The sequence below is a fragment of the Aromatoleum toluclasticum ATCC 700605 genome (assembly GCF_000378245.1).
GTDB lineage: Bacteria > Pseudomonadota > Gammaproteobacteria > Burkholderiales > Rhodocyclaceae > Aromatoleum > Aromatoleum toluclasticum.
The window spans coordinates 227,477-240,572 of record NZ_KB899494.1; the positions used below are offsets into that span (position 1 = coordinate 227,477).

Annotated in this window: 16 protein-coding genes; 14 read left to right on the plus strand and 2 right to left on the minus strand. The window is 68.5% G+C overall.

The features are described 5' to 3' along the window. Positions 1-70 precede the first annotated feature (70 nt). The 11 genes from F464_RS0108615 (at position 71) to F464_RS28070 (ending at position 9,709) form a co-directional block, all read left to right on the plus strand. The gene (locus tag F464_RS0108615; RefSeq protein WP_018989392.1) at positions 71-727 is read left to right on the plus strand and encodes a SurA N-terminal domain-containing protein; all 657 of its coding nucleotides are present in this window, start codon (positions 71-73) and stop codon (positions 725-727) included. Between the two features lie 217 nt (positions 728-944). Further along, positions 945-1,502 (plus strand): response regulator, encoded by a 558-nt coding sequence (locus tag F464_RS0108620; RefSeq protein ID WP_026295856.1) that lies wholly within the window; start codon positions 945-947, stop codon positions 1,500-1,502. Positions 1,503-1,606: 104 nt separating this feature from the next. Next, positions 1,607-3,331, plus strand: a complete 1,725-nt coding sequence (locus F464_RS0108625) for a GspE/PulE family protein (protein ID WP_018989394.1) — start codon at positions 1,607-1,609, stop codon at positions 3,329-3,331. Next, positions 3,312-4,106 (plus strand): hypothetical protein, encoded by a 795-nt coding sequence (locus F464_RS0108630; protein ID WP_026295857.1) that lies wholly within the window; start codon positions 3,312-3,314, stop codon positions 4,104-4,106. Before F464_RS0108625 ends, F464_RS0108630 begins: the two co-directional genes overlap by 20 nt. Beyond that, positions 4,106-4,687: a PilN domain-containing protein gene (locus tag F464_RS0108635; RefSeq protein ID WP_018989396.1), complete on the plus strand. Its 582-nt coding sequence runs from the start codon at positions 4,106-4,108 to the stop codon at positions 4,685-4,687. The genes F464_RS0108630 and F464_RS0108635 overlap by 1 nt, the downstream gene beginning before the upstream one ends. Next, positions 4,674-5,222, plus strand: a complete 549-nt coding sequence (locus F464_RS0108640; RefSeq protein ID WP_018989397.1) for a GspMb/PilO family protein — start codon at positions 4,674-4,676, stop codon at positions 5,220-5,222. The genes F464_RS0108635 and F464_RS0108640 overlap by 14 nt, the downstream gene beginning before the upstream one ends. Next, positions 5,222-5,827 (plus strand): hypothetical protein, encoded by a 606-nt coding sequence (locus F464_RS0108645; protein ID WP_018989398.1) that lies wholly within the window; start codon positions 5,222-5,224, stop codon positions 5,825-5,827. The genes F464_RS0108640 and F464_RS0108645 overlap by 1 nt, the downstream gene beginning before the upstream one ends. Next, positions 5,824-8,199, plus strand: coding sequence for a secretin and TonB N-terminal domain-containing protein (locus tag F464_RS28065; RefSeq protein ID WP_018989399.1), 2,376 nt, complete (start codon positions 5,824-5,826; stop codon positions 8,197-8,199). The genes F464_RS0108645 and F464_RS28065 overlap by 4 nt, the downstream gene beginning before the upstream one ends. A 9-nt stretch (positions 8,200-8,208) precedes the next feature. Continuing rightward, on the plus strand, positions 8,209-8,679 hold the full coding sequence (locus F464_RS0108655) for a type II secretion system protein (protein WP_018989400.1): 471 nt from the start codon (positions 8,209-8,211) through the stop codon (positions 8,677-8,679). 8 nt (positions 8,680-8,687) lie between these two features. Further along, on the plus strand, positions 8,688-9,074 hold the full coding sequence (locus F464_RS0108660; RefSeq protein ID WP_018989401.1) for a type II secretion system protein: 387 nt from the start codon (positions 8,688-8,690) through the stop codon (positions 9,072-9,074). Positions 9,075-9,076: 2 nt separating this feature from the next. Continuing rightward, positions 9,077-9,709, plus strand: a complete 633-nt coding sequence (locus F464_RS28070) for a hypothetical protein (protein ID WP_018989402.1) — start codon at positions 9,077-9,079, stop codon at positions 9,707-9,709. A 62-nt stretch (positions 9,710-9,771) separates the two neighbouring features. Here the strand turns inward: F464_RS28070 and F464_RS0108670 are convergent, their stop codons facing one another. Beyond that, the gene (locus F464_RS0108670) at positions 9,772-9,975 is read right to left on the minus strand and encodes a cold-shock protein (protein ID WP_018989403.1); all 204 of its coding nucleotides are present in this window, start codon (positions 9,973-9,975) and stop codon (positions 9,772-9,774) included. Between the two features lie 298 nt (positions 9,976-10,273). Between F464_RS0108670 and F464_RS0108675 the strand changes: the two genes are divergently transcribed. The 3 genes from F464_RS0108675 to F464_RS0108685 all read left to right on the plus strand — a co-directional run bounded on the left by F464_RS0108675 (position 10,274) and on the right by F464_RS0108685 (position 12,295). After that, positions 10,274-10,717 carry an NfeD family protein gene (locus tag F464_RS0108675; RefSeq protein ID WP_018989404.1) on the plus strand — a complete coding sequence of 148 codons (444 nt, stop codon included), beginning with the start codon at positions 10,274-10,276 and terminating at the stop codon, positions 10,715-10,717. Positions 10,718-10,726: 9 nt separating this feature from the next. Continuing rightward, complete coding sequence (locus F464_RS0108680) at positions 10,727-11,590, plus strand: SPFH domain-containing protein (RefSeq protein WP_018989405.1); 864 nt, start codon at positions 10,727-10,729, stop codon at positions 11,588-11,590. Between the two features lie 399 nt (positions 11,591-11,989). Next, entirely contained in the window at positions 11,990-12,295 is a 306-nt protein-coding gene (locus tag F464_RS0108685) for a hypothetical protein (protein ID WP_018989406.1), read from the plus strand. 88 nt (positions 12,296-12,383) lie between these two features. Here F464_RS0108685 and F464_RS0108690 read toward each other — a convergent pair whose 3' ends face one another. Then, positions 12,384-12,899, minus strand: coding sequence for a retropepsin-like aspartic protease family protein (locus F464_RS0108690; protein ID WP_018989407.1), 516 nt, complete (start codon positions 12,897-12,899; stop codon positions 12,384-12,386). Positions 12,900-13,096: the final 197 nt, after the last annotated feature.

Below are 13,096 nucleotides of genomic sequence, written 5' to 3' on the forward strand. Positions count from 1 at the left end.
AAGAGTTGTGAGGACAGACCAGACACAGGGCAGGTGCGCCGCCACGGCGCAGGAGAGGAGAGGAGGGACCGTGCGCCACGTGCTGCGCGGTCTGCGGCTCGGGACGGCAGCCCTGTGCCTGGTCTGCACCCTCACGCTGCCGACACCGGCCACCGCGCAGGAGGTCGGCGTCGCCGCGCGGGTAAACGGCGCGGACATCTCCGTATTCCGCCTCGAACGCCATTTCGAGGACTACCTCAAGTTGCAGGCGCGTAACGTCGCCGCCATCCGCAATCCCGAAGTGTTCAAGCGCCTCAAGCGCGAAGCGCTCGATCAGCTGATCGACAAGGAACTGCTGTGGCAGGAGTCGCAGCGGCGCGGCGTGAAGATCGACGACGCCGCCGTCGAGCAGGCGCGCAAGGGAATCGAGGCGGGTTTCGCCACCCGCGATGCCTACGAGCGGCGCGTGCGCGACGCCGGCTTCAACGAGGCCACCTACGCCGAATACCTGCGTCACGAGCTGGCGGCGAGCCGCACGCTGCAGGATCTCGCGGGCATGCCCGAGGTCAGCGACGACGAGGTCAGGCGCACGCTGGAAAGGGAACCGGCGCCCGAGGGTATGCCCGAGGCCGAGGCGAAGCGGCAGGTGCGCGAGTACCTCGTCGTGAGCCAGCGCGCCGAGGCCGGACACAGCGCGCTGCAGAAGTTGCGCAGCGGCGCGAAGGTGGATGTGATGCAGAAGTTCTGAACGAGGCAGGGCCGCTTGCCCCACGCTGGGGGGAGTGGCCCATGAGGCGGGCTGCATTTCCCCACTTCCGGGGGCGAAACAGGTTAGCCCGGCCCTCGGGATTCATGCAAACCCCAACAGTTCCGCGAGATCCAAATGTTGGCACGAAGCATGCTGAAGTACCGTCAACGACGCATCCGGCATTGTGGACCGGGGCGGCGCGGAAGCGGAGAAGGTCATGTCAGCCAGCCGAAGGGTGTTGATAGTCGAAGACGAGGACATCCTCGCGGAGAACCTGCAGGCCTACCTCCAGCGGGCAAGCTGCGACGCCCGCGTGGCGCCCGACGGCGCGAGCGCGATCAGGGCGCTGGACGGTTTTGTGCCCGACGTGCTGGTCCTCGACTACCGCCTCCCCGACATGTCCGGTTTCCAGGTGCTGGATGCGATCCGCATGCGCGGCGCGACCGCCAACGCCATCCTGATGACGGGGCAGCCGCGCAACGAGGTGTACGACGAGGCCGTGCGGCGGGGCATCGAGCACATCCTGTTCAAGCCCTTTCCCCTCGCGGAGCTGTCGAAGGTCGTGCGCTGCATCGGCCCTTATGTGGCGACCCCTGTCGGAGGCGGGGCCGAGCCGTACGGCGACGGGCAGGGGCTGACGCATCCGGACCGGCGCCTGCATGCGAGCAACCGCTTCCCGATGCGGCTGTACGACGGGACGTGGCTGTTTGCCGATCGGCGCCATGCCGGCAGGTTCCGGCCGTTGCGCGAAGGTGAAGGCGAAGGCGAAGAATGACAACAGAGAGACGCGACAGGGCGCGGCAGGGACGGGAAGGACGCGCCGTGCAGCAATAACAAGCAGCGGGCCAGGTCGGACGCAACCCGCAGGAGATCGATGCGATGGACATGCATGTCACGCCAGAGATGGTCGTGCCGGACGACGGCAACGGTGTGGCGCCGCGGCTCGATGCCGCACTGCTGCGAACGGCGCGCGAGCGCGCCACGACGCACGGCCGCCGCGTCATTGATGAACTGGAGGAACTGGCCGGACTCGAGCCGCGCGAATTCGTGCGCAGCCTGGCGGTCACGCTGCATTTCCCGGTGCTGGGCAGCGAGCAGCTGTTCGCCAGCGCGCCGGATTTCTCGAAAGTGCCGCTCGCGGAGGCGATCAAGCACGAGTTCGTGCTGGTGAGGCGTCCGCCCGAAACCGGCGGCGCCCTGGTCGGCGTATGCTCCGACCCCTTCGACGGCGCGCGCCTTGCGTGGATCGACGAGCGCATGGCCGGCGCCGAGCTGTATCTCGCGCACCCGGCGGACCTTTCGGCCTATCTCGCGCGCCACGAAGAGGACTTTCACGCGGTGGACTCGCTCGCCGGTGCGCACGAGGAGACCGAGATCGTCGAGGACGTCGAGACGCTCTCGCTCACGCGCATCAGCGAGGATTCCAGCGTCGTCGTGAAGCTGGTCAATTCGACGCTCTACGACGCGCTCAAGGCCAAGGCCAGCGACATCCACCTCAGCGTCACCGGCAGCGGCATGGTCATCAAGTACCGCGTCGACGGCGTGCTCAACACCGCAAGCCGCGTGCAGGGCGCCGAAGTCGCCGAGCAGATGATCTCGCGCGTGAAGGTGATGGCCGAGCTCGACATCGCCGAGAAGCGCGTGCCGCAGGACGGCCGCTTCAAGGTGTCGATCAAGGGCCGCCAGATCGACTTCCGCGTCTCCATCATCCCCAGCATCTTCGGCGAGGACGCCGTGCTGCGCGTGCTCGACAAGCAGGATCTGGCTGATCAGACGCACGGCGTGCGCCTCGACTCGCTCGGTTTCGAGGCGGACGTCATGAAGACGCTGCGCCGCCTCGCCGGCGAGCCCTACGGCATGGTGCTGGTGACCGGCCCGACCGGCAGCGGCAAGACCACCACGCTGTACGCGATGCTCACCGAGATCAACCGCGGCGTGGACAAGATCATCACCATCGAGGACCCGGTCGAATACCAGCTCCCCGGCGTGCTGCAGATCCCGGTCAACGAGAAGAAGGGGCTCACCTTCTCGCGCGGCCTGCGTTCCATCCTGCGCCACGACCCGGACAAGATCATGGTCGGCGAGATCCGCGACCCCGACACGGCGCAGATCGCCGTGCAGTCCGCGCTCACCGGCCACCTCGTGTTCACCACCATCCACGCCAACAACGTGTTCGACGTGATCGGCCGCTTCACGCAGATGGAGGTCGATCCCTACAGCTTCGTGTCGGCGCTCAACGGCGTGCTCGCGCAGCGCCTGATCCGGCTGGCCTGTCCGCATTGTGCCGTCGAGCTGCGCCCGCGCGACGAGGAGCTCATCGCCTCGGGCATCGATCCGGCGCAGACGCACGGCTGGCGCTTCGTGCACAGCCCCGGCTGCGGCCGCTGCCGTGGCAGCGGCTACCGCGGCCGCACCGCGATCGCCGAAGTGCTGCTGCTCGACGACGAGCTGCGCCAGACCATCATCGACCGCAAGCCCATCGCCGAGCTCAAGGAGCTGGCGAAGAAGCGCGGCCTGCGCCTGCTGCGCGAATCCGCACTCGATCTCGTGCGCACCGGCCAGACCACGCTCGAGGAGATCAACCGTGTCACTTTTGTCGCGTGAGCATTTCGTCGCCGTTCTCGCTCCGACGCGGGCGACGCTGCTGCGCGCGGGGCGAGGGGGCCCCGCGCCCGGCGGCGCCAGCGACTGCGAGGGCGGCTGGAACGGCGCCGCCGACGCGCTGCAGGGGCTGATACGCGAGGGCGGCACGCGCCGCGGCCGGCTGACGGTGGTGCTCTCCAGTCATTTCGCGCATTTCGTCCTCGTGCCGTGGAGTGACGCGATCGGCTCGCCCGCCGAGCTGGAGACCTTCACCCGCATCGCCTTCGAGGACATCTACGGGCCGGTCGCGGCCGGCTGGGCGCTGCGCATCTCGCCCGAGGCCGCGGGGCGTCCGCGCGTGGCGGTGGCGATCGAACAGGCGCTGCTGGACCGCCTGCAGGCCGTCGCGCAGGGCGCCGGGCTGCGCCTCGCGTCGGTGCAGCCGCACCTGATGGCGGCCTACAACCGCCTGCAGCCGCGCCTCGCACGCGACAACTTCGTGTTCGCGGTGGCCGAGCCGGGCCGCTGCAGCATGCTGCTCGCGCGCGCCGGACAGTGGCTGTCGGTGCGCTCCAACGCCAGTGCCGACAGCGAGCGCGCCGTCGCGGCGCTGCTCGAACGCGAATGCGAGCTCAACGGCATCGGCGATCCGGCGGCGGGGCCGGTGCCCGCGGTGTACGTCCATACCCCGGGCCGCACGGCCGCGGCCTGGCCCGCCGTCGAAGGCATCGCGCCGCAGGCGCTGGCGCTGGGCGGCGCCGATGCGTGGCAGGACATGGCGCGGGCGGTGGCGTGATGAACCGGCTCGAACTCGACTTCCGCCGCCCGCCCAAGCCCCGCGCCGGCGGCTGGGTCCTGTTGGCCGCGGGCATCGCCCTCGTCGGCACGGCGATGTCGGCCGGCCTGCGCGTCGACGCCGAGGCCGCCGCGCTGGAGACCATCGTGCGCGACATCGTCGCCGGCCTGCCCGAAGCCCTGCTCGACCAGCACCCGCCGGGCGCCGGCGTGAAGGGCGGCGGGAAGGCGGGCGCGAGTGGCGCCGGCAAGGAGCGCGACAACGCGCTGGCGGACATGCAGCGCGTGCAGGCGCGCATCGACAACCGGCCCTGGCAGGCGCTGTTCGCGACGCTGGAATCGCTCGCCAGCGACGACGTCGCGCTGCTGTCGCTGACGCCGGACGCGCGCAAGGGCCAACTGCGCATCACCGCCGAGGCGCGCGACCTCGGCGCGATGCTCGCCTACCACCGCAAGCTGGAGGACACCGCCGTGCTGCGCGACGTGTCGCTCGTCAATCACGAATTCGCCGAGCAGGTGCAGGGCCGGCCGGTGCGCTTCAGCCTCGTCGCAAGCTGGGTGACGGATCATGCGGCTCCATAAGCTGACGCTCCACGAAGCGGTGCGCCGCCTCGGCCTGCCCGGCCTAGGCGGCGTGGTGCTGCTGGCCGCCGCCGCGGGCTGGGTCGTGCTGGCCGTGATGCCCGGCATCGAGTCGCGCGAACGCGCCGAACAGCACATGCTGCGCGCGCAGGCCCAGGCCACCGCCGTGCTCAACGGCGAAGTGCGCATCGCGCAGCCGCCCGCGCGCCAGCTCGACGATTTCTACGCCGGGCTGCCGGCCCAGCTCGCCGCGACGAGCGCGATCGACGGTCTGTACGCCGCTGCCGACGCGGAAAAGATCTCGCTCGCGCGCGGCGAATATTCGCTCGCGGTGGAGCAGGGCACGCACATGGCGCGCTACCAGATCCTGCTGCCGGTGCGCGGCAACTACGCGCAGCTGCGCCGCTTCATCGACACCGCGATCGCGAAGGTGCCGGGCCTGAGCGTGGAAGACCTCGACGTCGAGCGCAAGGCGGTGTCCGACACCGAGCTCGAAGGGCGCATCCGCATGACCCTCTACCTGTCGAGGCGCTGATGGCGGATCGGCGCAGGCTCTTCTGGGTGGTGTTCCTCGGCGCGGCGGCGGCGCTCGCGATCGTGCCCGAATTTTTCGACCATGCCGACGCCGAACCGGTGCAGGCGGTGGCCCGCCCGCGCGCGGCGGCGCCCGACCCCGCCCCGCTCGTACAAAACGGCCAGCTCGCAGCGCTGCGCTCCGCTCCGGCCGCCGCTGCGGCACCGGCCGGTACGCCTTCCGCCGCCGCAACTCGTGCAGGGGAGGACACCCCGGCCAGCCCGGCCACCCCGGCCGATGCGCCCCCCCGTCCGGCGCCGGAACTCTTCGCCGCGCACAGCTGGTACGTGCCGCCGCCGCCACCTCCGCCGCCCCCGCCGGCGCCTCCTCCGCCCCCGCCACCCGCGCCCACCGCGCCGCCCATCCCCTACGAATATCTCGGCAAGCTCGCCGACGGCCACAGCGTGCGCGTCTTCCTCGTGCGCGGCGACCGTCCCTACACCGTCCGCGAAGGCGATGTGGTCGATGGCAGCTACAAAGTGAAAAGCATCACCGACACCACCATGACGTTCGTCTACCTTCCTCTGAACATCACCCAGACCCTGCCTGTGGGAAGCAAACCATGATGCTGGAGACAATGCTCCGCCGTGCCTTACCCCGGGTTGCAGTCCTGCTGCTGGCGTCATGGCTTGCCGGCTGCGCCACCGACGCCCTGCAGCGCGACGGCTCGCGCCTGATCGACGAGGGGCGTTACGAAGAAGGTCTTGCGAAGCTTGACCAGGCCGTGCGCGAACAGCCGCGCGATGCGGCGGTGAACATGGCGCAGACGACCCAGCGCGCGCGCGTGATCGCCGCCCTGCTGGCCACCGCCGAGCGCTCGCGCCTGATGCGCGACCACAATGCCGCCGTGCGCGGCTTCGAGCGCGTGCTGGCCATCGATCCCGCCAACGAGCGCGCGCGCGAGGCCCTGCGCCAGATGGACAAGCTGCGCAACACCGGCGAGACCGTGCGCCAGGCCCAGACGGCGCTGCGCCGCGGCGACCCCGACGGCGCCGACCGCCTCGTGCGCCAGGTGCTCGCGATCGACCCGCGCAACGAAGGCGCGCTCGCGCTCAAGCGCGAGATCGAGGACATCCGCGCGAACAACGTCACGCCCTACCCGCAGCTGCGCTCGAAGATGTCCGCGCCCGTGACGCTCGAATTCCGCGACGGCAACCTCAAGCAGATCTTCGAGGTGCTGTCGCGCAATGCCGGCATCAACTTCCTGTTCGACAAGGACGTGAAGTCCGACCTCAAGGCGACGCTGTTCGTGCGCCAGGTGCCGGTCGAGCAGGCCGTCGAGCTGCTGTTGCTGCAGAACCAGCTGCAGCTCAAGATCATCAGCGAGAACACCGTGATGATCTACCCCGACACGCCGCAGAAGCAGCGCGACTACCTCGACCTCACGATCCGCACCTTCCACCTCGCGAACATCGACGCGAAGACCGCGATGAACATGATCAAGACCCTGCTCAAGAGCAAGGACGTGTTCATCGACGAGCGCCTCAACACCCTGACGATGCGCGACACGCCCGACGCCATCCGCCTCGCCGACAAGCTGCTGACCACGCAGGGCCTGCCCGAGCCCGAAGTCGTGCTCGAGGTGGAAGTCATGGAAGTGTCGCGCCAGCGCATCCTCGACCTCGGCCTGCAGTGGCCCAGCACCTTCGGCATCCTGCGCCCCGACCTCGGCGGCGTGCCCGGGGTGCTCAGCGATTACCGCGGCATCAACGGCGACCGCATCACGATCGGCCCCTCGCCCGAGCTGCGCATCAACGCCAACGACAGCGACGTGAACACGCTGGCGAACCCGGTGATCCGCGTCAGCAACAAGGAGAAGGCGCGCATCCACATCGGCCAGCGCGTGCCGGTGGTGAGCGCCACCTCCACGCCCTCGACGCAGGGCCCGGTGATCACCGAGAGCATCCAGTACCTCGAGGTCGGCCTGAAGCTCGAGGTCGAGCCCACCGTGCATCTCAACGACGAGGTGCTGATCAAGATCGGGCTCGAGGTCAGCAAGGCCACCGCGCAGACGCCGACCAAGAACGGCACCATCCCCGTGCAGGTCGACACCCGCAACGCGACGACTTCACTGCGCCTGAAGGACGGCGAAACGCAGATCCTCGCCGGCCTGATGCGCAACGACCACGACGTCTCCGGCAACCGCATCCCCGGCCTCGGCGACATTCCCGGACTCGGCCGGCTCTTCGGCAGCAACAAGGACACCATCGGCAAGTCCGAGCTGGTACTCTCGATCACGCCGCGCATCGTGCGCAACATGCCCTACATGAACCCCTACGACATCGAGTACCCGTCGGGCACCGAGGCGGTGCTGAAGGCGCGCAGCGACACCATGCTGCGCGTGACCACGACCGCCCCGGCAGTCCCGAACGCCGCGACGCGCGACGCCATCGCCCCCGCAGCGGCCGCAGCGCCGCAGGTGCAGGCAGCGGCGGTGGCTGCGCCCGCAGCGGTGCTTGCCCTTGCGCCGCCCGCCGCGGCCGGCAGCGACGTGCCCGCCGTGGCCGCCTCGCCCGCCGCCGCGACGCTGTCATGGACCGCGCCCGCCGCGCTGAAACCCGGCGAGGAAACCGACATCATCCTGCGCGCGAGCGTCACGCAGCCGCTCACGGCGACGACCCTGCAGCTCGCCTACGACCCGGCCGCGCTGCGTGTCGTCGCCGTGACCGAGGGCGACGTGATGAACGCCGACGGCTCGATCACCTCCTTCGCGCCGCGCATCGACGACAAGGCCGGACGCATGTTCGTCGCGCTGTCGCGCTCGGCGCCGCAAGGCGCACGCGGCGACGGCGCGCTGATGCGCCTGCGCGTGGTCGCGCTGCCGGGCAGCAGCGCGGCGGCCGAACTCAAGGTGACCAGCGTGACGGCCTTCGGCGAGGGCAACCGTCCGGTTTCGGTGCCGCTGCCCGCGGCGCTCGCGCTCGGCGCCAAGCCCTGAGGTCCGACGATGCGGCGCGTGCGCGGCTTCTCCCTCGTCGAGGTCGTCATCACGGTGGCGATCGTCGCGCTGCTCGCCAGCATCGCCGCACCGCTCACCGAGACCGTTGTGCGCCGCAGCAAGGAGCAGGAGCTGAAGAACGCGCTGTACCGCATCCGCGACGCCATCGACGCCTACAAGCTCGCGGCCGATTCGGGCCAGGTCGAAAAGCTCGCGGACGCCAGCGGCTACCCGCCGACGCTGCGCGTGCTGGCCGAAGGCGTGCGCGACGTGCGCAATGTCGAAGGCAAGCGCATCTACTTCCTGCGCAGCATCCCGCGCGACCCCTTCGCCGCGCCCGAGCTGCCGCCCGACGAAACCTGGGGCCTGCGCGCCTACGACAGCCCGCCCGACAACCCCCGTGCCGGCGCCGACGTCTTCGACGTGTTCTCGCTCGCCACCGGCGAGGGGATGAACGGCATTCCCTACCGCCAGTGGTGAGGCCTGCGATGGATACCCCGTACAAAACCCGCCCCGGCTTCACGCTGATCGAACTGCTGGTCGTGCTGGCCATCATCGCGACCCTGCTCGCGATCGCCGCGCCGCGCTACTTCGGCAGCCTGGAGAAGTCCGAGGACACCGCGCTGCGCCAGACCCTCGCGGTGATGCGCGACGCGCTTGACCACCACTACGGCGACACCGGCGCCTATCCCGACTCGCTGCAGGCGCTCGTGGACAAGCGCTACCTGCGCAGCGTCCCGACCGACCCGATCACGCAGCGCAACGACAGTTGGGTGATCGTGCCCCCGCAGGGCGGGGCGAGCGGCGCGGTGGGCGACGTGCGCAGCGGCGCCGAGGGCAACGCGCGCGACGGGACGCCTTACGCGGAGTGGTAGCGGTGGCGGTCGATGTGCGAGCTCACGCACCCGAGGGCGCACGCGAGCGGGGCTTCACTTTCATCGGCGTGCTGGTGCTGGTCGTGCTGATGACGCTGGCGCTGGTGGGCACCGCGCAGCTGTGGTCCACGGCCAGCCTGCGCGCCCGTGAGCGCGAGCTGCTGTGGGTCGGCTCGCAGTACGCGCGTGCGCTGCGCCTTTACTACGAGAACTCGCCGGAGGTGAAGCGCTTCCCGCAGCGCCTGGATGATCTGCTCACCGACCAGCGCAGTCCGACCTCGCGCCACTACCTGCGCCGCCTGTACGCCGATCCCATCCTGCGCAGCACCGACTGGGGGCTGATCCGCGGTGCGGACGGCGGCATCATCGGCGTCTTCAGCCAGTCGCGCGACGCGCCGCTCAAACGCGGCCGCTTCCCGCCCGAGTGGGCGGAATTCGAAGGCATGGAAAGCTATGCCGACTGGCAGTTCGTCGCCGACCGCGCCTTCAGCACCACGGCCGCGCAGGCCGGCGCGAACGTCAGGCCGGGGCCCACGGGCACCGCGGCCCCCATCGACCCGCGCCAGGGCGTGATCGACGCCGCCCGCAACCCGCGCCCGGCGCCGACCGTGTCGCCCTTCCAGCTCACGCGCTGAGCGGGCAGAAAACAAAAAGCCCGGCAATGCCGGGCTTCTTCGTCAGATCCTGCCGAGGCGGATCAGAGCGGGCGGATGTTGCCTGCCTGCTTGCCCTTCGGGCCGGAGGTCTCGTCGAATTGCACCTTCTGGCCTTCGGTCAGGCTGCGGAAGCCATTGCCCTGAATCGCGGAGAAGTGAGCGAAGAGGTCCTCGCCGCCGTTGTCCGGGGTGATGAAGCCGAAGCCCTTGGCGTCGTTGAACCACTTGACGGTACCAGTTGCCATTTTGAAGTATCCCAAATCAAAGATTAAATAAGGGGCGTTTGCCCAAAGTTGCGACAACCGCGATCGGGGGGATGACGGACTGAGTACCGGAGGACTTCAAGCACGAAACGCCACGCGATGACTGATGCGCGCCGAGAAGTCTGGTGAAAAACCGCGGCGCGGTCAACTACCCCGCGCACCCTTGCGGCCTTTCCCGCTGTGGCGGCGTGAAATTGGTCGCGGCCGCGTGCGTGCGATCCGGCACAGCGGGCGCACGCCTCGATGACATCCCGCTACAATCGGCGGCGAGGAGGATGCTATGAATATCGAATGGTGGCACTGGACCGTAATTGGCTTTGCCCTGATCCTGGCCGAGCTGGCGCTACCGTCCTTCTTTCTGATCTGGTTCGGCATCGCGGGGCTGGCGCTGGCGTTCGTGCTCTTCGTCGCGCCCGGCCTGTCGCTCACCGCCCAGCTCGCCACCTGGACCGCCCTGTCGCTGGCCATGGTCGTGCTGTGGTTCCGCGTGTTCAAGCCCGGCTTCCACAAGACCCGCATCGGCACCTCCGCGGGCGAGGTCATCGGCGAAGTCGGCCTGCTCGTCGGCGCGGTCGCGCCTTTCCAGCGCGGCAAGGTGCGCTTCCAGCGCCCGCTGCTGGGCGCCGAGGAATGGGTGTGCCTCGCCGAAAATCCGATTGCAGCCGGCGAGCGCGTGCGCGTCGTCGCCGTCGAAGGTAGTTTCCTGAAAGTCGTCAAAGCCTGAGGAGGTTTCATGAGCGGTAGCTTCGTCTTCGTCGTCGCGGTACTCATCTTCGTCGTCGTCACCCTCGCCAAGGGCGTGCGTATCCTGCCGCAGGGCGAGGAATGGATCGTCGAGCGTCTCGGCAAGTACCACGGCACCTTGAAGCCCGGCCTCAACATCATCATTCCCTACCTCGACAACGTCGCCTACAAGCTCGTCACCAAGGACATCATCCTCGACGTGCAGGAGCAGGAGGTCATCACGCGCGACAACGCGGTGATCCGGACCAACGCCATCGCCTTCGTCAAGATCACCGATCCGGTCAAGGCGGTGTATGGGGTCACGGACTTCTCCGAAGCGATCCGCAACATGATCATGACCACGCTGCGCTCCATCGTCGGCGAGATGGATCTCGACGAGGCACTGTCCTCGCGCGACAAGATCAAGGCGCGGCTGCGCGAGAGCATCGCCGACGAGGCCGTCGACTGGGGCCTCACCGTCAAGTCGGTCGAGATCCAGGACATCAATCCGTCCGAATCGATGCAGCGTGCGATGGAACTGCAGGCCGCCGCTGAACGCGAACGCAAGGCCGCGGTCACCAAGGCCGAAGGCGCCAAGCAGGCGGCGATCCTCGAGGCCGAGGCGCGCCTCGAATCCGCCAAGCGCGACGCCAATGCCCAAGTCATGCTCGCCGAAGCCTCCGCCGAGGCGATCCGCCGCGTCGCCGCCGCCATCGGCGACCAGCCGGGCCCGATGATGTACATGCTGGGCGAGAAGTACATCGCGTCGATGGAACGCATGGGCTCGTCGGAGAGCGCCAAGGTCGTCGTGCTGCCGGCCGACCTGCAGGAGACGGTGCGGGGCTTGCTGTCGCGCGGCAAGACGGCCTTGTAAGCGGGGGCGATCCGCACGTCCGGGCATCGACAAGTAACAGAACGTTACAGCCGCCTGCCGTCAGCGCGTTTCGGGTGGAGGTGCGGGGCCCGGCCGGCACCTCATGAATGGTGGAATATTCAATTCAATCAGCCGTTTATGTGAATCCTGCGCCCGCCCTGATGGCGGGCGCAAGCGGTCGGCTGCGCCCGGCGCGATGACCTAGGCCGTTGCGCACGCGTCCCGGCCCGGAACTCGGCAACCTGCAGGTCGTTCGAATAGCCGTATCGATCTCCTCGCCGCAGCCGAATTCTCCCCAACAGGGCATATGCGACTAGTGGGGGTGCCGGATCGATGCCGGAACATCGTTCCCGATGCGGACGATATTCTCAGATAGACCCTAACAGGCAGGAGGATGCTATGAGTTCCATGAAACGGAAGTCGTTGCTGGCCATCGCCGTCACTACGCTCGTTGCGGTCCCGCTCGGAGCAGCGGCGGAGGACGACCCATACGCAGAGGGCCAGAGCCTGCAGCAGTTGCACTTGCGGATGATGGGCCAGTCGCAGAGCGAGTTCTCTGCGTTCGAGACGGTAACGGACCGGTCGACGACGCAAAGCCAGACGAGAAGCGGCGAACGGGGCACGATGTGGCGTCAGGACAGCAGCAAGGGTGCCGAGAGCCGCGCGAACGCGTTCTATCCCGAAAACCAGCAGTTCACGCCGTAAGCACCCCGACAGGACAGTGTCGGATAAGGATTGTCCGATGCACAACGACCGGCACGCCGGATGACGCGCCGGTTTTTTTTGCTTCCGTTCAGTTGTCGAAGGCCGCGAGGTCGGCGACGTCGCCCGAAGGGCTTGCCGCGGTCGTCGGGCAGTTGCTGAGGACGAGGCGCGGCGGCTCGAACGAGAAGATGAACGGCGCCGCCCGCTGCAGCGCGCTGAGTCCCAGGATGGGGCGCGTGGCGCCCGGGAAGACGGCGGCCTCGACGTCCTTGAGCCAGCATCCGCCGCCGATGCTGACGGACTCGATCGTGTACACCGGAACCGTCAGTTCGCTGCCGTTCGCGAGCCGGCCCCGCAGATCCTTCACGTAGCGCACGCGGCCCGATTCCTTGAGCCGGGCGAGCATCTCCTCGTTGATCGTCATGTAGCCCGAGCCGGTATCGACCATCAGATCGACTGCGCCGAGCCCGGCGATCTGTCCTTCGACGTTGAAAGTCGTCGCGCTCGTCGCACGCATGTCGACGGTGGTATCAAACTCCCCGGCGGACGCGAGGTGGAATGTGCCGGCCAGCACTGCGGTCAAAAGGCACAGAATCTTCCTCATGCGACGATCCCCGGAAAAGCGGTTTGAAGGCGAGTCCGGCGCTCCGGACCTCGTGATGATAAACCAAGCAACAGCCGTGCCGGCCACAAGCGTTTACACTCAATGTAACGGCTTGATTCTGCGTTTCTTTAGCGAATTGCGGAGAGCGGCGCATGCTGCGGATCTTCCCCGCGCGCCCATCCGATGGGCATGGACAT

Excerpts from the sequence above, each read along its gene's own strand:
- F464_RS0108620 (WP_026295856.1), top strand. The coding sequence starts at position 945 with ATGTCAGCCAGCCGAAGGGTGTTGATAGTCGAAGACGAGGACATCCTC.
- F464_RS0108625 (WP_018989394.1), top strand. The coding sequence starts at position 1,607 with ATGGACATGCATGTCACGCCAGAGATGGTCGTGCCGGACGACGGCAAC.
- F464_RS0108635 (WP_018989396.1), top strand. The coding sequence starts at position 4,106 with ATGAACCGGCTCGAACTCGACTTCCGCCGCCCGCCCAAGCCCCGCGCC.
- F464_RS0108640 (WP_018989397.1), top strand. The coding sequence starts at position 4,674 with ATGCGGCTCCATAAGCTGACGCTCCACGAAGCGGTGCGCCGCCTCGGC.
- F464_RS0108645 (WP_018989398.1), top strand. The coding sequence starts at position 5,222 with ATGGCGGATCGGCGCAGGCTCTTCTGGGTGGTGTTCCTCGGCGCGGCG.
- F464_RS28065 (WP_018989399.1), top strand. The coding sequence starts at position 5,824 with ATGATGCTGGAGACAATGCTCCGCCGTGCCTTACCCCGGGTTGCAGTC.
- F464_RS0108655 (WP_018989400.1), top strand. The coding sequence starts at position 8,209 with ATGCGGCGCGTGCGCGGCTTCTCCCTCGTCGAGGTCGTCATCACGGTG.
- F464_RS0108660 (WP_018989401.1), top strand. The coding sequence starts at position 8,688 with ATGGATACCCCGTACAAAACCCGCCCCGGCTTCACGCTGATCGAACTG.
- F464_RS0108670 (WP_018989403.1), bottom strand. The coding sequence starts at position 9,975 with ATGGCAACTGGTACCGTCAAGTGGTTCAACGACGCCAAGGGCTTCGGC.
- F464_RS0108675 (WP_018989404.1), top strand. The coding sequence starts at position 10,274 with ATGAATATCGAATGGTGGCACTGGACCGTAATTGGCTTTGCCCTGATC.
- F464_RS0108680 (WP_018989405.1), top strand. The coding sequence starts at position 10,727 with ATGAGCGGTAGCTTCGTCTTCGTCGTCGCGGTACTCATCTTCGTCGTC.
- F464_RS0108685 (WP_018989406.1), top strand. The coding sequence starts at position 11,990 with ATGAGTTCCATGAAACGGAAGTCGTTGCTGGCCATCGCCGTCACTACG.
- F464_RS0108690 (WP_018989407.1), bottom strand. The coding sequence starts at position 12,899 with ATGAGGAAGATTCTGTGCCTTTTGACCGCAGTGCTGGCCGGCACATTC.